Origin of the sequence: Aeromicrobium sp. YIM 150415 (genome assembly GCF_016918125.1) — a bacterium.
In the GTDB taxonomy this organism is placed as follows: domain Bacteria; phylum Actinomycetota; class Actinomycetes; order Propionibacteriales; family Nocardioidaceae; genus Aeromicrobium; species Aeromicrobium piscarium.
In genome coordinates, this window is the sequence record NZ_JAERWM010000010.1 from 330536 (window position 1) to 356842 (window position 26307).

A 26307-nucleotide genomic window follows, 5' to 3' on the forward strand; every position below is an offset into this window, starting at 1 on the left:
CATGGATGAGATTTGATGATCTAAGGGATCGCTGTACTCAGTGGGACTCGAGGTGGAGGGGCTATGGCGGAGAGCCGCGGAACGCCCGTGCATCGGCGATGGCCGGTAGGCTACACCTTCCTCTATATTTTCATCCTTGGCGCGATGGTGGTAGTTCCCCTGCGGATGGAATCGCTCGTCGAAGAGTGGGAGGGAATGGCGGTCGCTGTCATTCTCGGTGCCTCCGTCTATCCGCTCATCGCAATAGCAGTTATAAGTATATTGTCACGTGTGGACAGTCGGCCTCAACCAACCGCATGGCTGGTTTTCCCTGTTCTTGGAGCGGTGCTGACAGCGCCGCTGGCCATCAAGGTCTTGAGCAACGTTATGGCGGCGGTACCGTTGCTGGGCGGGCAAGTTTTTCCGCTGTTTGTCTATTTTGTAATCGCTGCCTTCTCTGCGTTCCGGGTCAATACGAACCAAGAGCCCATCAGTCGGGCGAATCTTCTCGCACCCCTTTTGCTCAGCATTGCGGTGGCTGTCATATTCGCTGGTGCGGTGTTTTTCGTGTGGGCCTCAGTAGCTTAAGGCCAGCGGAACAGGCACCAGCAGGAGCCGCGTCGCTAGGCTGTCAGTAGGTCGGTGGCGCCCAGCCCAGGTAGTTCAGTCGCCACGCCCCGTCAGTCAGCTCGGCCGCCTCGGTGATATGCACGCCGCCTCGCCGTCCGGTCTCGCTGTCGAGAACGTCGTTGCTGATCGCCTGACCTTCGCCCAGGTAGACCGCCACGTGGCCCGCCGAGCTCGCTCCGCTGTAGAACAGTAGGGAGCCCGGCGGGGGCGAGGTGTCGCCCTCGCGGGCGACACCGGTAGCCACATAGTGCTGCCATTGCACGTAGGCAGTGTGATGACCGGATGCAGCCTGTCCGTGGACCACAGCTGCGAGCTCGCCGTACCGGCGATACCACGAGATTATGCCTTTGTGCGGGTCCGGCCGACCCACCGCGGAGCGTGTCAAGTTTTCTGTGTAAGGCCGGTCAGAGGTGGGGGTTGATGCGGTCGGGGTAGGCGATGGTGAGTTGTGCGAGGGCTTGTTTCCAGTTCGTGGTGATTTGGCCCTCGACGTGAAGCGCCCCAGGTTCCCCGCCGTATCCTTGTGAGTTGGAAGGATGCGGTTCATGCCGAAGAAGATCGATCCGAGGGTCCGCGAGCGTTGCGTGCGGCAGGTGGTCGAGCATCTGGCGGAGTACCGTCGCTGACTGCCGCGGCGGAGGCTGTGGCCCGTTGCGAGGGCGTGGGCAAGGAGTCGGTGCGTCGCTGGGTGGTCCAGGCCCAGATCGATGGCGGCCAATGCCAGGGCGCGACGAGTGAGGAGCTGGGAATCCGGCCCTCGATCGGGGCCGTCGCCGACGCCTACGACAACGCCCTGATGGAGTCAGCGATCGGACTGTTCAAGACCGAGTGCATCCGCACCACGATCTTCCATCCCGCCCCCTACCGCACCCTCGGGGACGTCGAGTACGCCACCGCCGGCTGGGTGGACTGGTGGAACAACCGCCGTCTCCACTCCAGCCTTGGCATGATGACCCCAGCCGAGTACGAAGCCGCCCACTACGCGACTCTCAACCGAGAGCCGCAAACCGTTTAGGAGCGGCAGGAAACCTGGGGCGCTCCACTTAGTCCGAGTGCAGCTGTCGCTGCCGAGGTTCGAGTTGACCTGTCCCGGGTTTTCCGGACACCGATGTTGGAGCGAGAATCGCTTCACGAGAGGAGTCTGGATGCCTGCAGCAAAGCCCGAGGAGTTCCGTCGCAGGGCGGTGGAGTTGGCGCGGTCCGGTGACAAGCCGGTGGCGAAGATCGCGAAGGACCTGGGGATCAGCGAGTCCGGTCTGCGCCGGTGGATGGCCCAGGCCGAGATCGAGAACGGTGAGCGTCCCGGATTGACCAAGGACGAGCGGTCCGAGCTGGTCCGGTTGCGTCGGGAGAACCGGGTCCAGGCGATGGAGATCGAGATTCTGAAGCGCGCCTCGGCGTACTTCGCCAAGGAGAACGACCTCCCAAAATAGGGTTCCGGCTGGTCCACGAGCTCGCTGCGGACGGCTTTGCCGTCGCGGTGATCTGCCGGGTCCTGAGGGTCTCGACGTCGGGCTACTACGAGTGGCGCAGCCGGCCGCCATCGGCGCGTGACATCGCCGACGCACACCTGTTGAACACGATCCGCGACATCCATGCCGCGTCGCGGCAGACCTACGGGGTCCGACGGGTCCATGCCGAACTGCGCCTGGGTCGCCGGACCCGGTGCAGTCGCGGCCGAGTCGAACGGCTCATGGTCCTGGGCGGTCTGCAGGGCGTTCACCGCCGCAGATGGCGCCAAGCAGGCGGCAGGTCGCCGGCGGTGTTCGAGGACCACGTCAAACGGGAGTTCGTCGTCGATGCGCCCGACAAGTTGTGGGTCACCGACATCACCCAGCACAGGACCGGTGAAGGGTGGGTCTACTGCGCTGCGGTGATCGACGTCTACTCCCGCCGCTGCGTGGGGTGGTCGATCGCTGACCATCTGCGCACCGAGCTGGTCGTCGACGCGATCGACATGGCCAGGTGGCGTCGCAAACCACCACCGGGAACGGTGGTGCACTCCGATCGCGGAACCCAGTTCACGTCCTGGCTGTTCGGCAACCGCCTCCGCGAGGCCGGGCTGATGGGATCGATGGGCAAGGTCGCTTGCGCCTACGACAACTCCCTCATGGAGTCGTTCTTCGGCTCGATGCAGATCGAGCTGCTGGACCGCACAACCTGGTCGACCAGGGCCGAGCTGGCCAACGGGATCTTCGAGTGGATCGAAGCGTTCTACAACCCGACCCGGCGCCACTCGAGCCTGGACTATCTCAGCCCGATCGACTTCGAAACCCTTCACACCACCGCCGACCAGGCGGCATGATCACCGCAAGAGAACCGTCCGGAAAACTCGGGACAGGTCAGAGTCCTTTTGGTCCGCTACAACGTTTCGCAGACTGCACTCGCACCCGAGCTGGGCATGACGCAGTCGCAGCTCTCCAAGCGGGTCCGAGGCGCCATTCCTTTCACGCTCGATGAAGTCGCGACCATCGCTGCACTGTTTGAGGTGCCTGTGGGGCAGCTTTTCGGTGAGGGTGGTCCCGGATATCGAACCGGACTGCGGCGGTCGGCTCTGGGGCGGGAGACGGCGCGACGCCGGGTCTGGAAGGCCAGGGGCGTTCCAGTGAGATGACGAACCCCCGCTCGGCGGTGCCGAACGGGGGAGGTGGAGCGGAAGACGGGACTCGAACCCGCAACATTCTGCTTGGAAGGCAGAGACTCTAGCCAATTGAGCTACTTCCGCGCGCTGCCGAGGCAGCGGGTTCATTCTGCCATATCCGACCAGGACGCCGTGACATGGGCCAGGGCGGCGTAGCTGAGCGCGTGCGTTTGCCGTCTCGAACACGGAGCCGCATCGGGCCGGACCACGAGAGCGTCGGTGACCATGGCAGGGTTCGAGGATGGAACCGTCCTCGTCCGCCCCGATGCGATGCCCTCGGTGCGCGGGGTCCTCGAACGTGCCGGTGGGGGGAGTGCACGAGCCGGTTCCGGCGATCACGCAGTTCCAGTCGCCCGAACTCATCGAAGCGATCGTCTATCGAGGACTCGACCCCGCGGAGGACCCGCGGTGGCAGGAGTGGGGCGCGCGCACAGCCCAGGAATACGCCTTCTGGTCGCGTCGCGCGTGCGGGATGACCTGTCTGCAGATGATCCTGCGCCATCGCGGCGACGACGTGCCCAGCCTCGGGCAGCTCATGCGGGATGGTCTCGCATGGGGCGCGTACGAGCTCACGGACGATGGCGGGGTGCACGGGATGGTCTACGGGCCCTTCGTCGCCTATGTCCGCGACCGCTTCGGTCTCGATGCTGTCGTCCATCCGCAGCTGAGCGTCGATGAACTCCTTGATGGGTTGGCGCGTGGTCGGATGGGCATCGTCTCGGTGCACAAGGAGATCCGGCGACCGGAGAACCCCTCGCCGGGCCGTGGCGGTCACCTCGCCCTGGCGATCGGCTACGACGGCGAGAGCATCCATCTGCGCAACCCGTCGGGACACACCCCGGATTCGCGTCGGGCGCTGCTGCCCCCGGAGCGCTTGGAGCCGTTCTACGCCTTCCGCGGAGTCACTGTCGGTTTCGGATAGAGGTCCGGCCGCCCGTGTCCCTCTCAGCCGTTGGGGCTCCACGCGGCGGTCGGCGTTCCCATGACGTCAGTCCGTGCGGATGACGATGTCGGCGGCCGACGCGGTCTGTTCGCGGACGAGGTGCTCGTGCTCCTGGGCCGCCCACGTCTCCCACCAGGGCGCATAGGTCGCACCGTCGCGCTCGAGCGCGCGGCTCTTGCGGGTGGCATCGTCCGCCTGGAGCCAGACCAGCAGGCTGAGGAAGGGCCGGATCCTCGCTGCACCCGATCCGACCCCGTCGATGATCAGCAGGGGGCTCGGGGTCACGGTGAGCAGCTCGCCCGGCCGGTCGTCGGCCCAGTCCCAGCGGCGCGCGGTGCCGAGGTCATCGACCGCGAGGGCAGCGAGGATGCCGCGCAGCGAGTGGACCGCGGCCTCCAGGCCGTTCCAGCCGGGATAGAGGTCCTCGAGGGACAGGATCGGCGCGTCGAGCCGATTGGCCAGCTGGTGGGCGAACTCGGTCTTGCCCGCTCCGCTGCGCCCGTCGACCGCCACGACCCGAGTGCGGCCGCACACGGGCTCGCGCAGCATCAGAGTCTCGGCGACATGATCGACGGCATTGCTCACCTCTCGATCGTGCCACGACGGCCGACATCGGCAGGTGCTCACGGGCGGGCCGAGAGCGCTACCCCTCGTGGCGGTAGGATTTGGGCGTCGATGCCGTGGGCGTCGTCCGGGATGTAGCGCAGCTTGGTAGCGCATCCGCTTTGGGAGCGGAGGGTCGCAGGTTCAAATCCTGTCATCCCGACGGTGCTCTGCCGTACGCCGTGGGTCGACACGGCGGCCGGGTGGCGACCCTCTTCGTGGCGAAGGAGGCGCGATGTCACTGCTGCACGAGATCTCCGATGAACTGACCGTCCGTCTGAACGCGCCGGTCGGCATCTCCGACCTGTCCTACGACACCCTGGCGGCCGGCCCGCATCCACTCGACGTGGATTGGGTGCGCCGCGAATCGCTCATCGGCCGGGTCGCTCCACGTACCTCGCAGCAGTACTTCGCCGAGCGCGGTGTCGTGCCCGAGGCGACCGGTCCTGTACGCACCGACGCGGACCCGGCGGCCGGGATCTCGGCACGGTGGATCATCCCGGCGCGCTGGAAGGACCGGACCCAGGGCTATATCTGGGTCATCGACGGCGACGAGCGGCTGACCTATCCGGAGGCCGCCCGGCTGATGGACGAGGCCGGACGTGTCGGCGAGTACCTCTACCGGCGTGCCAGTTGGTTGCGGGACCGGGCCGACAGCGTGCGTCAACTCGTCACCGGCAACCGCGGTGCGCTGCACGACACCGCCGCCCACCTCTACGAGACCGCCGGCTACCGGCCGGGGCCGGTCATGGTCGCCGTCGTGGCGGTCCGTGGCGCCGAGCCCGACCTCCTGCTGCCCGCCGACTTGTTGGACGGGCCGTTCCCCGGCGGCGGGACCGGCGAGGTCTGGCGCTATGTCGACGGGCGCCGCGCCGTCCTGCTCATCGGTCCAGGGAGCGTCGGCACCGACACCGTGGAACGTACCGCCGAGCATGTGCGCGATGTGACCAATCGGCAGCTCGGCGGTCGCGGTTCCGCGGTGGTCGGAATCGGCGGGCTCGCGGAGAGCCTCTTCGCGGTCGACACCGCCTTCCGGCAGGCGCGACTGGCGGCCAGAGCCGCCAGCTATCTCCCGCGGATCGACGACATCGCGTCGTGGGATCGCTTGGGGGCACTGCGGATGGTGCTCAGCATCCCGGACCGGTACCTCCCCGAGACGCTCGATCCCGGCGTGGCGAGCCTGTTCGACGACTCCGCCTTCCTCGCCGAGACGCTGGAGATCTATTTCGCCACGGGGGCGAGTGTCGCCGAGACCTGCCGGGCTCTGTCGATCAGCCGCGGAACCGTGTACTACCGGCTCCAGCGAGCTGAGGCCCTCTCCGGGCTGAGCCTGAAGGACGGGCGGGATCGGCTCACCCTGGAGGTAGGACTCACCGTCAAGCGGATCATCGACGGACTGGCCGGCGACCCCCTGGCCTCGGCCGCCCCTCCCGTGTCGTAGCTCTTCGGCGGGGCACCGCCGATTGGACACCTGTGTGAGCGCCGCCGCGGAGATTCTGCACAGGAGCCTGACGCCAGCGGCGTTCCGGGCTTCCTACGATCAACTACGCCCTGCTGTGACAACCGAGGAGAGCATGACGATGGCCCAATCCGAGGGTGCCCAGCCGCTGGTGAGGATCGACGGCCTCCGCAAGTCCTATGACGAGCACACGGTGCTCGACGGGATCACGCTCGATGTCAACGCCGGGGACGTCGTCGCCCTGATCGGTCCAAGCGGGGCGGGCAAGAGCACACTGCTGCGCTGCATCAACTACCTCGAGATCCCCGACGAGGGCGTCATCGAGCTCGAGGGCAGGCCGACGGCCGTCACGCCGAGCGCACCGACCAAGGCCGAACTGCTCGCCGTGCGCCGCAAGACCGGCATGGTCTTCCAGGGCTTCCACCTCTTCCCGCATCTCTCGGTGCTCCGCAACATCACGTTGGCGCAGGAACTCGTGCTCGGTCGTTCCTCCGAGGAGTCCGAGCACCGGGCACTGCAGCTCCTGGAGAGAGTCGGACTGAAGGAGAAGGCCGGGGCTCGGCCCACGCAGTGTTCGGGCGGCCAGCAACAGCGGATCGCGATCGCTCGTGCCCTCGCCCTGGAACCGGTCGTGATGCTCTTCGACGAGCCGACCTCGGCGCTGGACCCGGAGGTCAGTGTCGACGTCCTTCGCGTGATGCGCGAACTCGCCGATCTCGGTACCACGATGATCGTGGTCACCCATGAGATGGGATTCGCCCGGCGCGTGGCCGATCGCGTCGCCATGCTCGCGGGCGGGTCGCTCGTCGAACAGGGTGAGCCGGCGACGATGTTCGACGATCCGCAGCACGAGGTCACCGCCCGCTTCCTCAACGCGGTGTTCGATCGATGAGCCAGTTCGACCTGGGGCGGGTCCTCGAGGCGATCGGGGCAGGTATCGGCTACACGGTCGGGCTGACCGTCGTCGCCTTCCTGGGCGGGATGATCCTCGGATTCCCAGTCGCGCTGATGCGCGTCTCGCGGATCAGGGTGCTGCGCTGGATCGGCACCGCCTATGTGGAGATCTGCCGCGGCGTGCCGGTCGTGGCCTGGATGCTGCTGATCTTCTACGGCCTGGCCGATCTCATCGGCACCGACCCGCTCGTCGCCGCCGCCGTCGCATTGACGGTCGTCGCCACGGCCTATATCGCCGAGAACTATCGCGCCGCGCTGCTACACGTTCCGCTCGGCCAGTGGGAGGCCGCGGTCTCCCTGGGTCTCACCCGACGACAGCTGTTCTGGCGGATCATCGCTCCGCAGGGAGTAACGATCGCGCTCGCGCCATCGGCCACCTACGCGATCGGCCTCCTCAAGGAGTCCGCATTCGCGGCGGTCATCGGCGTCAGCGACATCGCCTTCCAGGCCCGCACGCTGACCCAGAGCGGCCGGCCCGGTCTCGCGACCTTCGCCGTCGCGGGCGTCGTCTACCTGCTGCTGAGCCTGCCGATCGCGGCGGCCGCACGCACGATCGACCGGCGGATGCGGACAAGGAGCGCAGCGTGATGGAGTTTCTCGCCGATCAGCTGCCGACCCTGCTCGGCGGCCTGCGCACGAGCGCCTGGCTCGCGCTCATCTCGATCGTGCTCGGTCTGCCCTGCGGGTTGTTGCTCGGGCTTCTGGCTACGTCCTCGATCGCCGCGGTGCGCTGGGCGACGCTGGTGGTGGTCGAGGTCTTCCGCGGTATCCCCATGCTGCTGCTGGTCTACTTCGTCTACTTCGGGCTTCCCGGCGTGGGGCTGAGCCTGGCGGCGGAGACGGCCCTGGTCGTCTCGCTCGTGGTGAGCGCCGCCGCCTACACCAGCGAGATCTTCCGCGCGGGTCTTCTCGGCGTCGCACGCGGACATCGTGAGGCCGCGCGGAGCCTCGGGCTGACCGGGTTCCAGGAACTGCGTCACATCGTGCTTCCCCAGGCGCTGCGGGCAGTGCGCCTGCCGATCATCTCGTTCAGCGTGCTGATCTTCCAGTACACCTCGGTGGGCTTCGCGATCGGCATTCCCGAACTGCTGTCCCGGTCCTATGCGATCGGCTCGGTGACCTTCAACTATCTCGGGGTCTTCGTTCTGGCGGGCGCGCTGTACGCGACGGTCGCCATCGCCGCCTCAGGTCTCATGCACCTGTTGCGGCGCGACCGAGCGCCCCAGGTGCTCCCTTTCTGATCGCTCTTAACTGCCATACAAGGAGAAAAGATGACCATCAGCAAACGACTGCTCGCCTCGAGTGCGGTGCTCATGCTCGGTGCGGGCCTGCTGTCCGCCTGTGGTTCGGACGCCGAGTCGACCGTCGCCGCCGACTGTGAGCCGATCGCGGAGGTGGAGACCGTGAAGGACGGCGTGCTGACGGCCGCCATCGCGGAGTTCCCGCCCTATATCGGTGCGCAGGGAGGAAAACCGACTGGTATCGACGGGGAGCTGTTGACCGAGATCGCGCAGAACCTCTGCCTCGAGCTGGACCTGCAGGTGACGTCCTTCCCGGCCATCACCTCGGCCCTGGAGTCCGGCCGCGCTGACCTCAGCGCCGGTTCGTGGACCATCAACGAGGAGCGTCAGGCGAAGTTCGAGGTCTCCGACCCGGTGTACCTGTCGCTGCTGTCCGTGGTGTCCGCCGACGGGTGGAACACCGTCGACGAGCTGGAGGGCAAGCGTGTCGGCACCACGACCGGCTACCTCTGGGTCGACGATGTCCAGCAGATCCTGGGCGCCGATTCCGTGCGGCTCTACGAGTCCGAGCAGGCGGTCTACGACGACCTGAAGGCCGGCCGCCTGGACGCCGGTCTGTTCACCGAGGGCGCGGTCGCGTACTACATGGACAGCGACGGCAACCCCGAAGACCTCGAGAACGAGGTCATCGAGGCGGACGACCGAATCGAGATGACGGTCAACGAGCCGGCCACCGGTGTGCTGATCCGCAAGGGTTCGACCGATCTGCTGGATGCGGTCAACACCGTGGTCGCCGAGATGCAGACCTCCGGCACGCTCGAGGAGCTCCTGACGAAGGCGGGCATCTCCTCGGAGTCGGCCGTGGTTCCCGAGTAGGACCCCGCATTTGAACGGCAGAGGGCCCGGACCGCCATCGCGGTCCGGGCCCTCTGCCGTGGCGCCGGGGGAGCGGCTCAGAGCCCCATGCAGAGTCGTCGCGCATCGTAGATGGCGGCGTGGACACCACGGTGCGACACCGCGTCGCCGATGCGGAAGAGGCTGAAGCCCTCACCCGGATCAGGAACCGGCTGCGGTGCCGCGGCGGCCATGGCGGTCAGGTCGATCTGCCCGCGATTCGCCGAGGTGGCGCGCAGCTCGGTGTAGACCTCGTCGATCGGGACCGTCCCCTGCTCGACGACCACCAGATCGGCCTCGTGGGTGGACTCGGCATCGCTGTAGGTGTGACGGAAGCGCGCTTCCAGCCGGCCACCGGCCCGGCGCACCTCGAGCAGCTCTTGATAGCTCTCGGTGAGGACCCCGTTGCTCGTCAGGATGCGCAGATAGTCCGGACGCACGGTATGGGTGATCTCGTAGCCGATCTCGTCGTCGATGGTGATCATCCGGACCCGGTTCCCGGCAGTCGCCAGATACTCGGCGGTCGTCGCGGCCTGCTCTCCACCGTGAGCGTCGTAGACGATGACATCCTTTCCGCTGGGCGCCGGCCGGTTCAGCACGTCCTCCGCCGAGACCACGAACCGCTCCCCGCCCTCGGGAAGGTCCGCCTCGGGCAGGCCGCCCGTCGCGACGATGACCACATCGGGCGACTCGGCCAGCACGTCATCGGCCTCCGCGTACCGGCTCGTTCGCAGCTCCGCCCCGGCCAGTCTCGCCTCGGCGGCCAGCCACTCGGAGATCGAGCGCTTCTCGGACTGGCGGTGCGGCCTGGACATCGTCAGCACCTGTCCGCCGACCTGCGAGGCCGCCTCGAACAAGACGACCTCGTGACCGCGCTCGGCGCTCACCCGGGCGGCCTCGAGCCCGCCCGGCCCGCCGCCCACCACGACCACCTTGCGTCGTGGACCGGCGGTCCGGCTCACGAGCTGGGGGATGGTCGCCTCACGGCCGGTCGAGGGATTGTGCAGGCACAGCGTGTCGACCCCGTTGAGGCAGTAGCTGGCCCCCACGCACGGACGGATCCGATCCTCCTCGCGCCGCTCGATCTTGCGGACGATGTGGGGGTCGGCGATGTGAGCGCGGGTCATGCCCACGAGATCGATCAGATCCTCGCGGAGCGCGTGACGGGCGGTGGCGAGATCGGCGATGCGGCCGGCATGGAAGACCGGGACGTCGACAGCTTCCTTGATGCGGGCTGCGACCGACAGATGCGCGCCCAGCTCGCGTCCGAAGGGGGGCATGACATCGGCGAGCTCGCGATGGGTGAAGCCGGCGCCGTAGACCGTCGAGATGTAGTCGAGGGCGCCGGTGGCGGTCAGCAGGCGGGCGGTGTCGACGGCCTCGCCCGGGTCGATGCCTCCGCTGACTCCCTCGTCGCCGGGGAGCCGGATGCCGACGACGAACTCCGAGCCCACCGCCTCGCGCACGGCATGGACGATCTCCAGCACGAAGCGGGCGCGGTTCTCCAGCGAGCCGCCGTACAGGTCATCGCGCTGATTGGAGCGCGGCGCGAGGAACTGGTCGACCAGGTGCCCCGCCAGACCGGCGATCTCCACGCCGTCGAGGCCGCCGCGCTTGGCGCGCAGCGCGGCCGTCGCGTAGTCGTCGAGGATGCGGGGGAAGTCGAAGTCCTCCATCGCCTTGGGATAGCTCCGATGGGCGCGCTCACGGATGGCGGAGGGTCCGACGGTCGGCAGCCAGTGTCCCGAATGATCGTCGCCGCGGCGGCCGATATGGGTGACCTGCACCATCACATGCGAGCCGTGTCGATGCACACGGTCCGCGACATCGGCGTAGAACGGCAGGACGGCATCCGACCCGGCGTTGATCGAGCCGAAATGGCTCAGTGAGTCCAGGGAGACCGCGCTCGACCCGCCGAACATGGTCAGTCCGATGCCGCCGCGGGCCTTCTCCTCCTGATAGAGCGCATAGCGCTCCCCGGGGATGCCTCCTTCGCCGACGTAACCCGCCGGCGCGTGGGCCGAACTGAAGATCCGGTTCTTGAGCGTGATGGAGTTCAGCCGCAATGGTTGCAGCAAGGGGTCAGCCATGGTCGTCCTGTTCGTCATCGTGTCGCATCGAGGCTAGGGATGCGAGGAGTCGGACGGTATGGACGGACGTCGAGAGTTCCCCCGGTGGGGATTGAACAGTGCGAGCGCCCCTCAGCGCTTCGAGTCCGGGAAGCGTCGGGCGAGCCGCTCCTCCCACTCCTGGTCGGACTCCCAATGGCGCTGCCGTTCCCGCTCGTACTCGAGTTCGCGTGTCGCACCGGCGCGCATGCGCGCCCGCCACGTGGGGCTCAGATGAATGCCGAGCATGAGGGCTCCGAGCAGCGTCCAGGGGGAGACCATCGGGCTGCGCAGGAAGTGCCAGTAGTCCGTCTCGCCGGTCGACAGCGCCAGCACGGCGATGGAGGGGACGACCAGCAGATAGGCGACCGCGGTCGGCATCCAGCGGACCGGCTCGTCGGACAGCTCGAACATCCGATACCCCCGCAGCCGCCAGGCGTCCTGCCACCAGATTCCGGCGAGGGCGAGCCCGGGCGCGATGGCTGCCCACGGGTAGGGGGCCCCGAACGATGCTCCACCCGAACCAGCCGAAGGCGAGCGTCAGGACCGGCACCGTGAACCAGGGCGAGCCGATCCACCCGAATGGCCACATGTCGTGACGTCGCGTTCCTCGATCCGGACTCATCGGTCCATCGCGCCCGGTGTCGCGTGGGGTCGCACGGAGCCGTTCTGATAACCGCGCCCGCGCGAATAGCCGACGGGGTCCCGTGGAGACGGTCCCCGTGACTACGCGTCCGCCGGATGAGCCTTCCTACGATCGGATCGAGCCCGGCGGGCTGTGAGCCGGGCCGTCCACCCCGTCGACTCAGGAGAGATGTGTCCCCCTTACCAGCCCCCTCCCATCACGCCCGGCGCCGGCGCCTGGCAGGCGCCCTCGCGACCGGACTCGTGACCACTGTCGCGCTCACCGCGATGCCCGCCTCCGCGGACGTCCCGGGTGAGCGTCCCGAGCTCGGACCCGACAAGTCGATCGCCTTCTACGTCGGCAAGGACCTCACCGAGGACGGCCACCCGCTCATCGGCGGCTTCGGTCACGAGCCCTCGAGCCACTGGGTGGAGGTCGTCCCGGCACAGGACCATCCCGAGGGCTCCACCATCACGGTCGGGGTCACCGAGGACGCCGACATGCCCGGTGAGCTGACCGAGATCCCGCAGGTCGAGCACACTTTCAGCTACATCACCTCGAACTACTCCGAGTTCACCGGGCTGCCGGCACCGCTCATGAACGGCGGGCTCAACGAGAAGAACGTCGCCGCCCGCGATGTCTGGTCCAACTCCCGCGAAGAACTGTGGGACATGACCCCCGAGGACCAGACCGGACCCCAGTACTCGGACCTCTCCCGCTTCGCGATGGAGCGCGCCAGCACCGCCCGCGAGGCCGTGGAGATCCTCGGCGACCTGATCGACGAGCACGGCTACAGCACCTACGGCGGCAACTCGCACATGTTCGCCGACGAGGACGAGGGCTGGATCTTCATCGAGTACTCCGGCGGCGAGGGGCTCTGGGCGGCTGAGCGCCTCGGCGCCGACGAGGTCCGGGTGTCGTACCCCGGTTACATCCAGGAGTTCCCGACCGAGGCCGTCGACGGCGATGATCCCGACTACCTCGGGTCGAGCAATCTCGTTGCTTTCGCCGAGGAGCAGGGGTGGTACGACGCGGAGGCCGACGAGGTCTTCGACCTTCAGGAGGTCTACCAGCAGCCCTTCCCGACCGATCTCTTCGAGGTCGGTGAGGTCGCCGATCCCGACGACCCGGCGCCGTATCGCAACCCGGTCTCCCTCGGAGCCGAGCTCGAGGAGCTGGCACCGGTCTCGTTGCAGGACATGATGCGTCTCGTCCGCGACCCGCGTTGGTCCGACGACCGCTCCGGCTACGGCCAGGTCGCCGAACTGCGTTCCGATCTCGCCGACCCGCGACTCGCGACTCTCTGGCTCGCCCCGACGGCAGCCGTCACCGCGCCGTACACGCCCATCGCGATCGGCACCGAGTCGCTGCCCGAGGAGCTGACGCAGCATCGCTACCTCACGGCCGAGGCGAGCGGCACCTATCTCGATCCGGCCTTCGCCGAGCAGGAGGCCACCGAGTATGCGACGCAGACCTACAAACGGCTCATGTACGCGACCTGCGCGCGACCCGAGGAGTACCTCGGCGAGGTCACCGCGGCCTTCGAGGGCTTCGAGACGCAGGCCCTCGAAGAGTGGGCGGACGTCCAGGAGGAGGCGGTGAGCCTCGTCGAGGACGGTGACGACCCGGCCGCCGTGCTCACCGACTACACCACCGACAACGCCCTCGACGGGCTCGCGCTCGGCAATCACCTGCTCGACGACGTGCTCTCGCGCTCCCGCGAGGACGGCGGCCTGCGGGAGCCGGACATCGAGGTCCCGGACGGAACGACCGGCTCGGCGCGCTCGCAGTCGATGGTGCTGGGAGCGCACGGCGACACCGCGAGCTCGCGAGACCGGATGAACTGCGATCTCGGCGGCGGCTGGGCCGACGGCTCCACGCTCGACCGTCAGGGCGAGTACGGCGACCCGGGCGACGTGCCGGACTTCTCCGCCGCTGCCGTCTCGGGCCGTCCTGAGCTCACCGACGATGGCGGCAATGCCACCGCCCTCGTCGTCGGTTTCGGAGGTCTGATCGTGGGCCTGGCGCTCGGCGCGCTCGCCCAGGGACGCCGCAAGCGCGCGTGAACGAGGAGAGGGGGTCCGGCGCTGCCGGGCCCCCTCTCACCCGTGTGCCAGGAACTCGCCCCGTCTGGCGATCAACCGGCGCAGATACGGTCGGAGGACGAGTGCCGCCACCGCCCGGCCCGGTACTCCGAGCGGGGCGGTGAACTCGATGGTGTCGGTCATCGACGTGCCGCTCTCGTGCTCCTCGAAACGATGCTCGTGGCGGAAGGACGAGAACGGCCCCCGCACCTGTTCGTCGACGAAGCGCGTGGGCCGCTCGAACTCGGTCACCGCGGCCGTCATCGTCCACCAGAGGCCGAGATGGCGGGCCCGCCAGGTGACCTCATCGCCCAGTCCGAGCTGCCCGGACGCGGGCCCGCGCACGACGCGTTCACCCGATCGCGCCTGCGAAGCGGTGTGGAGGCCGAGATCGAGCGCGGCGTCGAACAGGGCCGCCGCCGGCCGCCGGCTGACGGTCCGCACGGTGAAGCTCGTCATGGCAGCACGTTACCGGCCGATCCGCCTGGGGAGGCCGGATTCTGCCGGTGACGCCTTTCCCCCTAGACTGGAGGGCGGCCCGCGCGAGCCCCGCGCCGCGCTGCCCCATGCTTTCGATCAACTCAGGAGTCAACAACGTGAAGAGCAGCACCGAAACGCTGAGCCCGACGCGGGTCAAGCTCACCATCGAGGTGCCGTTCGAGGAGTTCAAGTCCCACCTCGACAAGGCGTACAAGTCCATCGGCTCGCAGATCACGGTGCCCGGCTTCCGCAAGGGCAAGGTGCCCGCCCCCGTCATCGACCAGCGCGTCGGCCGTGCCGCCGTCCTCGACGAGGCGCTGAACTCCGCGCTGCCCGGCTGGTACAACGAGGCGCTGCAGGAGCAGACGCTTCAGCCCCTCGGCCAGCCCGAGATCGACCTCGCCAAGTTCGACGACGGCTCCGATATCGAGGTCACCGCCGAGGTCGACATCCGCCCGTCGGTCGAGCTGCCCGATCTCAAGGGGATCGAGCTCGAGGTCGAGGACGCCGAGGTCACCGATGCCGATGTCGACGAGCAGCTCGAGGCGCTGCGCGAGCGCTTCGCCACGTACACCGAGGTCGACCGTCCCGCCGCGGACGGCGACTCGGTCACCATCGACCTCTCCGCCGCGCAGAAGGACGGCACTCTCATCGAGGAGGCGCAGGCCAGCGGACTGCCCTACCAGGTGGGCAAGGCCACGATGATCGAGGGCCTCGACGAGGCGCTCATCGGTCTGGAGAAGGGCGCCAGCGCGACCTTCTCGACCCAGCTGGTCGGCGGCGAGCTCGCGGGCGACGAGGTCGACGTCACGGTCACCTTGACCGAGGTCAAGGAGCAGCAGCTCCCCGAGGTCGACGAGGAGTTCGTCCAGATGGCCTCGGAGTTCGACACCGTCGAGGAGCTGCGCGCCGACCTCGTCGAGCGCCTCACCCGCGGTAAGCGCATGGAGCAGGCCGCTGAGGCCCGCGACCTCGTGCTGGAGAAGATCCTCGATCAGATCGAGGTGCCCCTGCCCGAGAGCCTCGTCGAGACCGAGGTCACCGCACGGCGCGACCAGATCCAGCAGCAGCTGCAGTTCGCGGGCCTGACCTTCGAGGGCTACCTGGAGGACCAGAGCCAGACCGAGGAGGAGTTCGAGGCCGAGCTCGAGCGCGGTGTCCGCGACTCGATCGCCGCTCAGTTCGTCCTCGACCAGGTCGTCGAGGACAACGAGTTCGGTATCGACGACCAGGAGCTGAGCCAGCACATCATGCGGCGCGCGCAGGAGTCGGGCCAGGACCCGAACCAGTTCGTCCAGCACATCATGGAGCACAACCACGTGCCCGAGATGGTCGGCGAGGTCATGCGCGGCAAGGCGCTCGCGTCGCTCGTCGAGGGCGCGACGGTCAAGGACAAGTCCGGCAACGAGCTGGACCTCGCCCGGCTGCGGGCCGACGGCTCGGTGGCCGATGAGGACGAGTCGGAAGCCGAGGAGCCGGCGAACTGACCTTCGCTCTCCCACGCTGACGGGCGGCGCGTCGATGATCGACGCGTCGCCCGTTCGCGTATCGGGCCGCGCGGAGGTCAAAGTAGCCGCGAGGGACGAGTGGCGTCGGCGGGGCATTCGGTGGTCGAGTAGCCGCGAGGGACGAGCAATGGAGCCATCGCAACAAGGGCGTCGCCGCGATGGAGTATCGAGACCACAATGGAGCCGATGCCGCTACGCGGCCGGCGGCCCGCGTAGCGAGACGTTTCGACCTTCCGCGTCCCGCGCGGCACACTGGGGTCATGTCCACGACCCCGGCCCGCACGACCGATATCGCCGCCCTGGCCCTCACCTACGGTGACCGGCTCATCCTCGGCACCGTGCGCGACACGCACCGGGCCGTGGCGCGTCGTGCATTCGCGCCGACCCGTGCCCTCGGCGGACATCGCATCGAACGGACGCACGATGCCGTCAGCGACGCGGTCTATGGCACGATCTCCGGGGCGTTGCGCGCAGTGGGCGGTGGCGCTCGATCGCTGTCGCGGCGCGGCCTCGGGCGGCCGGTGGAGTCGACCCGTTATGGTCGCCGCCTGCAGTCCGCCGTCAACGGCCTGATCGGCGACGAGCTCCGGGCCGTCGACGATCCGCATGCCATCACGATGCAGCTGCGCTCGAACGGCCGCGATGTCCCGGCGACCCCCTGGCCGCTGAGCCAGGCCTATCCGGAGGCCACCGGTCATCTGGTGTTCTTCGTGCACGGTCTCTGCGAGGACGACGAGTCATGGCAGGCGCGGGCGGGGGAGAACCACATCGAACGCATCCGCCGCGATACGGACGGCACCCCGGTCGTCATCCGGTACAACTCCGGTCTGCACATCTCTGAGAACGGCAAGCATCTCGACACTCTCATCGATGCCGTCGTCGCGGCCTGGCCCACGCGGGTCACGCGGATCAGCTTCGTCGGTCACTCGATGGGCGGCCTGGTGGTGCGAGCCGCGACGAACCATGCCGTCGCGGCACAGCGCGAATGGACGGGACTGGTGCGCGACATCGTCTGCCTTGGCACGCCGCACACCGGGGCGGCGTTGGAGAAGGCGGCCCATCTGGGAGCCCGGGCCCTCGGGTTCTGGCCGGAGTCCCGCGCCTTCGGCGAGATCCTGCAGGCTCGCTCGGAGGGCATCGTCGATCTGCGGCACGGGTACATCTCGGCCGACGAGTGGCAGGGGCAGGATCTCACCGCTCGATGGGGGCTCGATCGGATCGCGGCCGCCCCGCTGCCCCACGCGGACTACCACTTCGTCGCGGCGACGTTGGGCGCCCGCAGGGGACATGTCGCCAGCCTCGCCCTCGGCGATCTGCTGGTCCAGCTGTCGTCCGCGCATGGGAGCGCGCGTTCCGGGGCCGTGGTCGACGGAGCGCGGCTGGAGTACCTGCCCAGCGCCCATCACTTCGCCCTGCTGCACCACCCGCGGGTCGGCGCCTGGCTCGTGGAATGGCTCAATTCCCGATACCGCTCGCCTCGGGCGCTGCCGACCGGGTAGTCTCCCGCGCATGGTGAACAAGAGTTACATCGGCGCCAGCATCGACATCGCGGCGAGTCCCGCCGAGGTCTGGGCCGTCGTCAGCGACCTGCGCCGGATGGGCGAGTGGAGCCCGCAGTGCCGCAAGATGTTCATCAAGGGCGGTGTCGTCCAGCGCGGCACCTCGACGGTCAACATCAACCGCCAGGGTCCTCTCGTCTGGCCGACGCGGTCCGTCGTCACGGAGTTCGTTCCCGAACAGCGACTGCAGTTCGTCGTGCGCGAGAACAAGACCCGCTGGACCTTCGAGCTCGAGGCCACGCCGGAGGGGACCCGCTTGACGGAGAGCCGCACGACCCCGAAGGGCGTCAGTGATCTCTCCAATCTGCTGACCCGCCGGGTGCTCGGCGGCACCGAACGTTTCGAGGACGGCCTGCAGTCCGGCATCCATCAGACGCTGCGCCGGATCAAGGACGCCGCGGAGGCTCGATGAAGAGGCCGGCGGTCGCGCCGCTGGAGGTCGAGCGCACCATCGCGGCCACTCCGGCGCAGGTCTGGTCGGTCCTCGTCGACGCGGCGCGGATGCGAGAGCTGAGCCGGGAGACGGTGGCCCAGGTGTTCGTGCCGCGGCGGCTGCGCCGTGGCACCTGGAGCCTCAACCTGAACCGCAGCGGCTGGTTCGTGTGGCCGACGGTGAGCCGTTACGCGAGAGTCGTCCCGCGGCGGCGGCTGTCCTTCTACGTCTTCGGCCCATCGGCCTGGTGGACCTACGACCTGGAGGCGGTCGAGGGTGGCACGGCGGTGCGGTTGCGCCGCGACCTCAGCGGCGGCAGGTCGAGCTGGCTGAGCATCGTGGTCGCCGGTGTCGGCCTCGGCGGCGCCCCGGCACACGATCGTGCTCTCGCGTCCGACATGCGGGAGACCCTCGACGGACTGGCCCGCGTCGTCGAGCGGTGAGCTGTCCCGCACCCTCCCCGTGGGCGGTGAGCCATCACGCACTTTCGCCGCTCGGGTGCGGGATCACTCACCGCCCATGACGCGAGCGGGCGCCACTCCCGGCACGCGCGGACCCGTCTGCCGACAGCGAACAGGGGTGCCAGCTGCGTGTCTTCGGCCCCCGCGCCGTCTAGGGTCGGTGACGTGAACACTCCGATGACTCCCCAGTTGTCCGCTGAGGTCGGCCCTTCGGATCTTGACGGCCACATCTACAACCGCCTGCTGAAGGAACGCATCGTGTTCCTCGGCGCGGAGGTCCGTGACCAGAACGCCAACGCGATCTGCGCTCAGATGCTGCTGCTCAACGCCGAGGACCCTGACGCCGACATCCTCTTCTACATCAACAGCCCTGGTGGCTCCGTCGACGCCGGCATGGCGATGTACGACACCATGCAGTACGTCTCGAACGACGTCGTCACGCTCGGCATGGGCCTGGCCGCGTCGATGGGCCAGTTCCTGCTGGCGGCCGGCACGCCCGGCAAGCGCTACGCACTGCCGCATACACGCATCATGATGCACCAGCCCTCGGGCGGTATCGGCGGCTCGGCATCGGACATCCGCATCCAGGCCGAGCAGTCGATCCTGCTGAAGAAGCAGCTCAACGAGCTGCAGGCACAGCACTCGGGTCAGTCGATCGAGCAGATCGAGCTGGACTCGGACCGCGACCGCTGGTTCACCCCCGAGCAGGCCAAAGAGTACGGCCTGATCGACCACGTCGTCTCGACCGCAGGAGATGTCCGCCGATGAGCTACTACATCCCGCAGTGGGAAGAGCGCACGTCCTACGGGTTCCGGCGCGTCGATCCCTTCGCCAAGCTTTTCGAGGAGCGCATCATCTTCCTCGGGACGCCGATCACCGACGATGTCTCCAACGCCCTCACCGCGCAGCTGCTGTGCCTGCAGTCGATGGACCCCGATCGCGATGTGAGCATCTACATCAACAGCCCGGGCGGCTCCTTCACGGCGCTGACGGCGATCTACGACACGATGCGCTACATCAAGCCCGATATCCAGACCTTCTGCACCGGGCAGGCCGCGTCGGCTGCCGCGGTGCTGCTGGCCGCCGGCACGCCGGGCAAGCGGTTCGCGCTGCCCAACAGCCGCGTGCTGATCCACCAGCCCTACACCGAGGGCACCGGCGGTCAGATCTCGGATCTGGAGATCCAGGCCAATGAGATCCTCCGCATGCGTTCGCTGTTGGAGAACATGATCGCCGAGGCCTCGGGCAAGACGCCCGAGGAGGTCAGTCGCGATGTCGAGCGCGACAAGATCCTCACGGCCAATGAGGCCAAGGAATACGGGATCATCGACCAGGTCCTCGAGACCCTCAAGACGCCGGGCTTCTGAGCCCGTCGCCCTCGCGACACGGCACGACCCGCCTCGGCGGCGTCTGCACGTTCGCCGCTCGCGCGGTTATCGTGGAGCAATCCACGACGATCCGCTGCGGACGAGATGACGCCGCCGGGGCCGCGCCGCGGCCCACTGGAAAGGAAACGCCTGATGGCACGCATTGGCGAGACCGCCGACCTTCTCAAATGCTCGTTCTGCGGCAAGAGCCAGAAGCAGGTCAAGAAGCTCATCGCCGGGCCCGGCGTCTACATCTGCGATGAGTGCATCGACCTCTGCAACGAGATCATCGAGGAGGAGCTCAGCGAGAGTGTCGAGGTCAGCCTCGGCGAGCTGCCCAAGCCCCACGAGATCTTCGACTTCCTGGGCGGTTACGTCATCGGCCAGGACCGCGCCAAGCGGTCCCTCGCTGTCGCGGTCTACAACCATTACAAGCGTGTCCAGGCGCAGGCCGCTGGCCGGGTGAGCGCCGGCGAGGGCGTGGAGCTGGCCAAGTCCAATATCCTCATGGTCGGCCCCACCGGTTGCGGCAAGACCTATCTCGCGCAGACCCTCGCACGGATGCTCAACGTCCCCTTCGCGATCGCCGACGCGACCGCGCTGACGGAGGCGGGCTATGTCGGCGAGGATGTCGAGAACATCCTGCTGAAGCTCATCCAGGCCGCCGACTACGACGTCAAGAAGGCCGAGACGGGCATCATCTACATCGACGAGATCGACAAGATCTCCCGCAAGAGCGAGAACCCGTCGATCACCCGCGATGTCTCCGGCGAGGGTGTGCAGCAGGCGCTGCTGAAGATCCTGGAGGGCACCACGGCCTCGGTGCCGCCTCAGGGTGGACGTAAGCATCCGCACCAGGAGTTCATCCAGATCGACACCACCAATGTGCTGTTCATCGTGGGCGGTGCCTTCGCCGGCCTCGAGGAGATCATCGAGCAGCGCAGCGGCAAGCAGAGCCTGGGTTTCAATGTCGCGCCGACCGAGGAGGACACCGCGCCTCCGGTCGAGAAGCTGTACTCCTCGGTGCTCCCGGAGGACCTGCTCAAGTTCGGTCTCATCCCGGAGTTCATCGGTCGTCTGCCGGTCATCGCGGCGGTCGACAAGCTCGATCGTTCGGCGCTCGTGTCGATCCTGACCGACCCCAAGAACGCGCTCACCAAGCAGTACGCGCGGCTCTTCGATATCGACGACGTCGAGCTCGAGTTCACCGACGAGGCCTGCGAGGCGATGGCCGATCTGGCCCTCGCCCGCGACACCGGCGCCCGCGGCCTGCGCTCGATCATCGAGGCGGTTCTCCAGCCGATCATGTACGACATCCCCGCACGCGAGGATGTCGCCAAGGTGATCGTCACCGCCGACACGGTCACCAGCGACGCGCTGCCCACGGTCCTGACCCACGACGAGGTCAACAAGAAGGCCAGCTGACCTCGGATTCGGCGATCGGGCAGGGAGTCCGCTCTGCGGGCGAGCCGTATCGAGATCACGTACGCTGACGCGATGACTCCTGTCGATCTCACCCTCTTCGGCGCGACCGGCTTCACCGGAGGCTTGACGGCCGACTACCTCGCGCTGCATCTGCCTGCCGACGCCCGCTGGGCCATCGCCGGCCGTTCCGCCGACAAGCTCCAGACGATCGCCGACCGCATCGAATCCGAGGGCGGGGTCGTGCCGGAGGTCGTCGTCGCCGATCACGGTGACCAGGCGAGCATGAACCGGATGGCCGCGGGCACCCGTGTGCTCGTCTCCACCGTGGGCCCGTACCTGCAGTACGGCGAGCCCGCGGTCAAGGCCGCCGCGGAGGCCGGGATCGGCTACCTCGATCTGACCGGCGAGCCGGGCTTCGTCGATGCCATGTGGCTGAAGTACCACGAGATCGCGCGCAGCACGGGCGCCCGCCTGGTGCATGCCTGCGGTTTCGATTCGGTGCCCTACGACCTCGGCGTCCTCGATCTCGTCGAACGGTTGCCCGCTGACGTCCCGATCACCGTCAAGGGCTACATCCGTGCCAACGCCTCGTTCTCCGGCGGCACCTATCACTCGGCCGTCACCCAGTTCTCGCAGATCACCCTGGCCGAGCGCGCGGCCGCTGAGCGCCGGAAGCACGAGCGACGACCGGAGGGGCGTCGGGTGCGCGGTGGTGGCAGGCCGGGGCGGGCATCAGGGGTGCGCGGCTACGCCGTCCCGCTGCCGACGATCGACCCCCAGATCGTCTTGCGATCGGCGCGAGCACTCGACGTCTACGGGCCCGATTTCCGCTACGAGCACTTCGCGCACTTCCATACGGCGCGTATGGCGATTGCCGCCGGTCTCGGCCTCGGGGTGGCGGTGCTGGGGGCCCAGTTCGGGCCGACCCGCAAGCTCCTGCTCACGGCGCAGAAGGCGGGGGACGGGCCGAGCCAGGAGCGGCGGGCATTGTCCTGGTTCACCTTGACTCTGATGGGTGAGGGCGGAGGCGAGCGTATCGAGACGGAGGTCTCCGGAGGTGACCCCGGATACGACGAGACCGCCAAGATGCTGGCCGAGGCCGCGATGTGCCTGGCCTTCGACGACGTGCCGCGGGTGAGCGGTCAGCTGACCACCGCGACCGCGATGGGCCGCCCGCTCATCGACCGGCTGATCGACGCCGGCATCACCTTCCGCGCCCGCTGATCCACACGTCAGCGTGCATGATGACGTTGATGCGGCGAGCGGACCGATGGTGATGCATCGCGGTCGTCATCGGCGCCGTTGTGCATCATCATCGGCGCTGGCTCGCGTCCGCTGACCGGGGAGATCAGGCCAGGCGGCGGACGGCGGGCAGGTCGAGAAGGTCGTCGGGCGTGGGCATCTGGGAGCCGGGCAGGGAGGCCGCGGCACTGCCGTAGGAGACCGCGAGCGCGAGGCATTCTCCCGGCTCGGCGCCGCGCAGCGACCCCAGCAGGTACCCCGCGAGGGACGAGTCACCGGCGCCGACCGTGCTCCGGGCCGAGATACGGGGAGCGTCGGCCGCCCAGATGCCGTCCGGGCGTAGCAGGAGCGCCCCCTGGGCCCCGAGAGTCAGCAGGATCGCGCCGAGCCCCCGGTCCAGCAGCGGTCGTGCTCGCTCGCCGGCGCGGAGGGGATCACCCTCGAACTCGGAGGCGGGCACCCCGAGGAGCTCGCCGAGCTCGTCGGAATTGGGCTTGATCAGGGCCAGCGACTCCGGGGCCCGCTCGACCGCGGCGGCGAGTGCGGCGCCCGACGTGTCGAGGGCCACCGGAGCGTCGACCTGCGCGGCGAGATCCCCGTACCAGCGGGCGGGAGCGCCCGGAGGAAGCGAACCGCAGAGGGCCACCCAGGTGGCATCGGCGGCAGCGGCGATGACGGCGGTGGCGAGCCGCTCGCGCACCTCGGGCAGGAGCTCGGGGCCGGGCTCGTTGATCTTGGTCGTGGTGCCGTCGTCCTCGGCCAGGGTGAGGTTGACCCGTAGCGGGGCACCGAGGTCGACGGCCTCATGGGGGAGTGCCCGCTCACGCAGCTGACGGACGAGCGGATCGTCGGCATCACCGGGGAGGATCGCGAGCGTCCGCTCGCCGGCGGCGCGGACCACCTGCGCCACGTTGACGCCCTTGCCGCCGGGGTCGTCGTGGGTCGACCGGGAGCGGATGACACCGCCGCGGTCGAGCGGCGCGGCGAGCTGGATCGTGCGATCGACACTCGGGTTCGGGGTCAGGGTCACGATCATGCGCAGAGCACCTCGATTCCGGCCTCGCGCAGACGCGCCAGGGCATGGTCGCTCGCGCCGGTATCGGTCACGAGCACATCGACATCCGCCAGGTCGGCGAAGGTGAAGACGGGTTCGGCGCCGAGCTTGCTCGCGTCGGCGACGACGACGACGAGTCGGGCTGCTTCGGCGAGGGCGCGCTTGACGGCCGCCTCGTCGGCATCATGGGTGCTGAAGCCGTGGGAGTCACTGATGCCATTGGTGCCGAGGAAGGCTACATCGATCCGCGCCTGGTGGTAAGCCTCCACCGCCCGTTGCCCGACGGCCGCGCCGGTGATGCCCCGGATGCGGCCGCCGATGACGTGGACGTCCGCCTCCCCGAGGGTGGTCAGCTTCGCCGCGATGGGCACGGCATGGGTGAGGATCGTCAGCTCCGCGTCGGCGGGGAGGAGCTCGACGAGCTGTTCGACCGTGCTCCCGGCGTCGAAGCCGACACTGCCTCCGACGGGGACGAAGTCCAGGGCGGCGCGGGCGATGCGCTTCTTCTGCGCCTGGTACTGGGTCTCCCGCTGAGCGAGTGCGGTCTCGCCCAGGAGCGAGCGGGCCGGAACGGCACCGCCGTGGACCCGCTGCGCGATGCCGTCGCGCTCGAGGACCGCGAGGTCGCGTCGCACCGTCTCGCCGGAGACTCCGAACTCGCCGGCCACGTCGACGACGACGAGGCGGCCCTCGTGCAGGAGCCGCTCGGCGAGCATCGCCTGGCGTTCGGCGGCGTACATGGCACCCCCTCGGATGACCGATCGTGAGGATCGACGTGGTTTTGTGTGGATATTAGCCCACGGGGCCGCGACCTCGCGACCGGTTGTCGGTAGGCTCTGACCATGGCCCAGATCACGTTGCACGGAACCGCCGTCGTGCCGGGAGTCGGTAGCGGTCCCGTCGTCCGTCCCATGCCTCGCCCGACGATCCCCGCCGATGATCCGCAGCTCGATGCGACCGAGGGCGCCGAGCGTTTCAGCGCTGCCGCCGAGGTCGTGGCCGGACGGTTGCAGGAGCGTGCCGGTCGTGCCAGTGGCGCCGCCTCGGAGGTGCTGACCGCGACCGCCGGCATCGCGCGCGACCGCGGCCTGATCGCGTTGGTCCAGAAGCGTCTCGGCGAGGCCAACGGTCTGTACGCCGCCATCGACGGGGCTGTCGACGATCTCGCGGCGATGTTCAGGTCGGCCGGCGGTCTGATGGCCGAGCGGGTCACCGACCTGCGCGATGTCCGCGATCGCATCGTCGCCGAGCTCTCCGGCCAGCCCGAGCCCGGCATCCCCGCCCCGGCCGAGCCCGCCGTGCTGCTGGCCGATGACCTGGCCCCTGCCGACACCGCGGGTCTCGACCCGGCGCTCGTCGTCGCGATCGCGACATCACTGGGTGGCCCGACCAGCCACACCTCGATCATCTCGCGACAGCTCGGAATCCCCTGCGTGGTCGGCGTGGAGGGCCTCGACGATGTCGAGGTGGGCCTCCCGGTCCTCGTCGACGGTGCGACGGGCGACATCGTCGTCGAGCCGGACCCGCAGATGGTCGCGGAGCGCACCGAGGCCGCGCGCAAGGTGGGTGAGGCCGCCGCCTCGTGGACGGGCCCGGGCGCCACCTCCGATGGTCATCGCGTCGAGATCCTCGCGAACGTGCAGGACGGCGCATCCGCTCGCGCAGTGGCCGACAAGCCCGTCGAGGGCGTCGGGCTCTTCCGCACCGAGCTGTGCTTCCTCGACCGTGAGACGGAGCCGGGCGTCGAGGAGCAGGCCGAGATCTACCGGCCTGTGCTGACGGCGCTGGGCTCGCGCAAGGTGGTCGTCCGCACGCTCGACGCAGGCTCGGACAAGCCGGTCGCCTTCGCCACGATCCCCGACGAGCCCAATCCCGCGCTCGGCGTGCGCGGCATGCGGCTCGGGCAGCGCGACGAAGGACTGCTCGATCGCCAGCTCGAGGCGATCGCCCAGGCCGCCGCCGACAGCGAGGGGCCGGTATGGGTCATGGCGCCGATGGTCGCGACCGAGGACGAGGCCGCGTGGTTCGCCTCGCGCGCCCGCTCCGTGGGCCTCGTGCCGGGGGTCATGATCGAGATCCCCAGTGCCGCCCTGCACGCCGACCGTCTCCTGCGGCATGTCGACTTCCTGTCGATCGGCACCAACGATCTCGCCCAGTACACCTTCGCCGCGGACCGCATGACGCCGTCGTTGGCCGCGCTCAACGATCCGTGGCAGCCGGCTCTACTGGAGCTCATGGCCATCGCGGCGCGCGCGGGCCAGGAGGCGGGTAAGCCGGTGGGGGTGTGTGGCGAGGCCGCAGCCGATCCGCTGCTCGCCTGCGTGCTGACGGGGCTCGGGATCACGTCGCTGTCCTCGGCCGGCACCGCCGCTCCGCTGGTGGGTGCCAAGCTGTCGACCGTCACCCTGGAACAGTGTCAACAGGCCGCCGAGGCTGCGCTGGCCGCCAGCACTCCCGAGGCCGCCCGCGAGGCCGCCCGCGCCATCACCGGCTGACCCGGCGAGCGTGGTTTCGATACGCTCCCTCGTTCCTCGGTCGCTACTCAACCACCGAGGGTGAGGTTCGGTGGTTGAGTAGCCAAAGGCCGTCCACGGCCGACGCGTATCGAAACCACCTG

Annotated in this window: 27 protein-coding genes, 2 tRNA genes and 1 pseudogene; 22 read left to right on the forward strand and 8 right to left on the reverse strand. The window is 68.6% G+C overall.

Annotated features, from left to right (window positions below; translation table 11 throughout):
* Nucleotides 1-63: 63 nt before the first annotated feature.
* A complete protein-coding gene (locus JL108_RS07310; RefSeq protein WP_205197656.1) occupies nucleotides 64-567 on the forward strand; it encodes a hypothetical protein in 504 nt (167 codons plus the stop codon).
* Nucleotides 568-610: 43 nt separating this feature from the next.
* Here the strand turns inward: JL108_RS07310 and JL108_RS07315 are convergent, their stop codons facing one another.
* Nucleotides 611-871 (reverse strand): NlpC/P60 family protein, encoded by a 261-nt coding sequence (locus tag JL108_RS07315; protein WP_205197657.1) that lies wholly within the window; start codon nucleotides 869-871, stop codon nucleotides 611-613.
* Between the two features lie 486 nt (nucleotides 872-1357).
* Between JL108_RS07315 and JL108_RS07320 the strand changes: the two are divergent.
* From JL108_RS07320 to JL108_RS20595, 4 genes and pseudogenes are all read left to right on the forward strand, one after another.
* Nucleotides 1358-1624: pseudogene (locus JL108_RS07320) on the forward strand (integrase core domain-containing protein); the annotation flags it as partial.
* A gap of 130 nt (nucleotides 1625-1754) precedes the next feature.
* On the forward strand, nucleotides 1755-2042 hold the full coding sequence (locus JL108_RS07325) for a transposase (protein WP_205197659.1): 288 nt from the start codon (nucleotides 1755-1757) through the stop codon (nucleotides 2040-2042).
* Nucleotides 2043-2089: 47 nt separating this feature from the next.
* On the forward strand, nucleotides 2090-2914 hold the full coding sequence (locus tag JL108_RS07330) for an IS3 family transposase (RefSeq protein ID WP_205197660.1): 825 nt from the start codon (nucleotides 2090-2092) through the stop codon (nucleotides 2912-2914).
* Between the two features lie 48 nt (nucleotides 2915-2962).
* The gene (locus tag JL108_RS20595; RefSeq protein WP_374190843.1) at nucleotides 2963-3223 is read left to right on the forward strand and encodes a helix-turn-helix domain-containing protein; all 261 of its coding nucleotides are present in this window, start codon (nucleotides 2963-2965) and stop codon (nucleotides 3221-3223) included.
* A 34-nt stretch (nucleotides 3224-3257) separates the two neighbouring features.
* On the opposite strand, the gene JL108_RS07340 is transcribed toward JL108_RS20595, so the two are convergent.
* A tRNA-Gly gene (locus JL108_RS07340) sits at nucleotides 3258-3334 on the reverse strand.
* 214 nt (nucleotides 3335-3548) lie between these two features.
* Here JL108_RS07340 and JL108_RS07345 point away from each other — a divergent pair.
* Nucleotides 3549-4172, forward strand: a complete 624-nt coding sequence (locus JL108_RS07345) for a C39 family peptidase (protein WP_205197662.1) — start codon at nucleotides 3549-3551, stop codon at nucleotides 4170-4172.
* 66 nt (nucleotides 4173-4238) lie between these two features.
* Here JL108_RS07345 and JL108_RS07350 read toward each other — a convergent pair whose 3' ends face one another.
* Entirely contained in the window at nucleotides 4239-4778 is a 540-nt protein-coding gene (locus tag JL108_RS07350; RefSeq protein WP_205197663.1) for a 4-amino-4-deoxy-L-arabinose transferase, read from the reverse strand.
* Between the two features lie 107 nt (nucleotides 4779-4885).
* Between JL108_RS07350 and JL108_RS07355 the strand changes: the two genes are divergently transcribed.
* The 6 genes from JL108_RS07355 (at nucleotide 4886) to JL108_RS07380 (ending at nucleotide 9326) form a co-directional block, all read left to right on the forward strand.
* A tRNA-Pro gene (locus JL108_RS07355) sits at nucleotides 4886-4959 on the forward strand.
* A gap of 72 nt (nucleotides 4960-5031) precedes the next feature.
* Complete coding sequence (locus tag JL108_RS07360; RefSeq protein ID WP_205197664.1) at nucleotides 5032-6237, forward strand: CdaR family transcriptional regulator; 1206 nt, start codon at nucleotides 5032-5034, stop codon at nucleotides 6235-6237.
* Between the two features lie 139 nt (nucleotides 6238-6376).
* Nucleotides 6377-7147, forward strand: coding sequence for an amino acid ABC transporter ATP-binding protein (locus JL108_RS07365; RefSeq protein ID WP_275888585.1), 771 nt, complete (start codon nucleotides 6377-6379; stop codon nucleotides 7145-7147).
* Nucleotides 7144-7797, forward strand: a complete 654-nt coding sequence (locus JL108_RS07370; protein ID WP_205197665.1) for an amino acid ABC transporter permease — start codon at nucleotides 7144-7146, stop codon at nucleotides 7795-7797. The genes JL108_RS07365 and JL108_RS07370 overlap by 4 nt, the downstream gene beginning before the upstream one ends.
* Nucleotides 7797-8450: an amino acid ABC transporter permease gene (locus JL108_RS07375; RefSeq protein ID WP_240190790.1), complete on the forward strand. Its 654-nt coding sequence runs from the start codon at nucleotides 7797-7799 to the stop codon at nucleotides 8448-8450. Before JL108_RS07370 ends, JL108_RS07375 begins: the two co-directional genes overlap by 1 nt.
* A gap of 30 nt (nucleotides 8451-8480) precedes the next feature.
* Complete coding sequence (locus JL108_RS07380) at nucleotides 8481-9326, forward strand: ABC transporter substrate-binding protein (RefSeq protein ID WP_205197667.1); 846 nt, start codon at nucleotides 8481-8483, stop codon at nucleotides 9324-9326.
* A gap of 77 nt (nucleotides 9327-9403) precedes the next feature.
* On the opposite strand, the gene JL108_RS07385 is transcribed toward JL108_RS07380, so the two are convergent.
* Nucleotides 9404-11434 (reverse strand): FAD-dependent oxidoreductase, encoded by a 2031-nt coding sequence (locus tag JL108_RS07385; RefSeq protein WP_205197668.1) that lies wholly within the window; start codon nucleotides 11432-11434, stop codon nucleotides 9404-9406.
* Between the two features lie 111 nt (nucleotides 11435-11545).
* Nucleotides 11546-11866: a hypothetical protein gene (locus JL108_RS07390; protein ID WP_205197669.1), complete on the reverse strand. Its 321-nt coding sequence runs from the start codon at nucleotides 11864-11866 to the stop codon at nucleotides 11546-11548.
* A 474-nt stretch (nucleotides 11867-12340) separates the two neighbouring features.
* On the opposite strand from JL108_RS07390, the gene JL108_RS07395 reads away from it, so the two are divergent.
* On the forward strand, nucleotides 12341-14143 hold the full coding sequence (locus tag JL108_RS07395; protein ID WP_205197670.1) for a C69 family dipeptidase: 1803 nt from the start codon (nucleotides 12341-12343) through the stop codon (nucleotides 14141-14143).
* A 36-nt stretch (nucleotides 14144-14179) separates the two neighbouring features.
* On the opposite strand, the gene JL108_RS07400 is transcribed toward JL108_RS07395, so the two are convergent.
* Complete coding sequence (locus JL108_RS07400) at nucleotides 14180-14620, reverse strand: SRPBCC family protein (protein WP_205197671.1); 441 nt, start codon at nucleotides 14618-14620, stop codon at nucleotides 14180-14182.
* Between the two features lie 137 nt (nucleotides 14621-14757).
* Between JL108_RS07400 and tig the strand changes: the two genes are divergently transcribed.
* The 8 genes from tig (at nucleotide 14758) to JL108_RS07440 (ending at nucleotide 22618) form a co-directional block, all read left to right on the forward strand.
* Nucleotides 14758-16128 (forward strand): trigger factor, encoded by a 1371-nt coding sequence (gene tig / locus JL108_RS07405; protein ID WP_143912935.1) that lies wholly within the window; start codon nucleotides 14758-14760, stop codon nucleotides 16126-16128.
* 281 nt (nucleotides 16129-16409) lie between these two features.
* Nucleotides 16410-17648 (forward strand): triacylglycerol lipase, encoded by a 1239-nt coding sequence (locus tag JL108_RS07410; protein ID WP_205197672.1) that lies wholly within the window; start codon nucleotides 16410-16412, stop codon nucleotides 17646-17648.
* Between the two features lie 10 nt (nucleotides 17649-17658).
* Nucleotides 17659-18120 (forward strand): SRPBCC family protein, encoded by a 462-nt coding sequence (locus JL108_RS07415; protein ID WP_205197673.1) that lies wholly within the window; start codon nucleotides 17659-17661, stop codon nucleotides 18118-18120.
* A complete protein-coding gene (locus JL108_RS07420) occupies nucleotides 18117-18584 on the forward strand; it encodes an SRPBCC domain-containing protein (protein ID WP_205197674.1) in 468 nt (155 codons plus the stop codon). The genes JL108_RS07415 and JL108_RS07420 overlap by 4 nt, the downstream gene beginning before the upstream one ends.
* A 195-nt stretch (nucleotides 18585-18779) precedes the next feature.
* The gene (locus JL108_RS07425) at nucleotides 18780-19370 is read left to right on the forward strand and encodes an ATP-dependent Clp protease proteolytic subunit (RefSeq protein ID WP_143913088.1); all 591 of its coding nucleotides are present in this window, start codon (nucleotides 18780-18782) and stop codon (nucleotides 19368-19370) included.
* Nucleotides 19367-19969 (forward strand): ATP-dependent Clp protease proteolytic subunit, encoded by a 603-nt coding sequence (locus tag JL108_RS07430; RefSeq protein ID WP_143912931.1) that lies wholly within the window; start codon nucleotides 19367-19369, stop codon nucleotides 19967-19969. Before JL108_RS07425 ends, JL108_RS07430 begins: the two co-directional genes overlap by 4 nt.
* Nucleotides 19970-20122: 153 nt before the next feature.
* On the forward strand, nucleotides 20123-21394 hold the full coding sequence (gene clpX / locus JL108_RS07435) for an ATP-dependent Clp protease ATP-binding subunit ClpX (protein ID WP_143912930.1): 1272 nt from the start codon (nucleotides 20123-20125) through the stop codon (nucleotides 21392-21394).
* Nucleotides 21395-21466: 72 nt separating this feature from the next.
* Entirely contained in the window at nucleotides 21467-22618 is a 1152-nt protein-coding gene (locus JL108_RS07440; protein WP_205197675.1) for a trans-acting enoyl reductase family protein, read from the forward strand.
* Nucleotides 22619-22742: 124 nt separating this feature from the next.
* Here the strand turns inward: JL108_RS07440 and JL108_RS07445 are convergent, their stop codons facing one another.
* Both JL108_RS07445 and JL108_RS07450 read right to left on the reverse strand, forming a co-directional pair.
* Nucleotides 22743-23672: a 1-phosphofructokinase family hexose kinase gene (locus JL108_RS07445; RefSeq protein WP_205197676.1), complete on the reverse strand. Its 930-nt coding sequence runs from the start codon at nucleotides 23670-23672 to the stop codon at nucleotides 22743-22745.
* Entirely contained in the window at nucleotides 23669-24430 is a 762-nt protein-coding gene (locus JL108_RS07450; RefSeq protein WP_205197677.1) for a DeoR/GlpR family DNA-binding transcription regulator, read from the reverse strand. Before JL108_RS07450 ends, JL108_RS07445 begins: the two co-directional genes overlap by 4 nt.
* Before the next feature lie 102 nt (nucleotides 24431-24532).
* On the opposite strand from JL108_RS07450, the gene JL108_RS07455 reads away from it, so the two are divergent.
* A complete protein-coding gene (locus tag JL108_RS07455) occupies nucleotides 24533-26185 on the forward strand; it encodes a phosphoenolpyruvate--protein phosphotransferase (RefSeq protein WP_205197678.1) in 1653 nt (550 codons plus the stop codon).
* The last annotated feature ends 122 nt before the right edge of the window (nucleotides 26186-26307 follow it).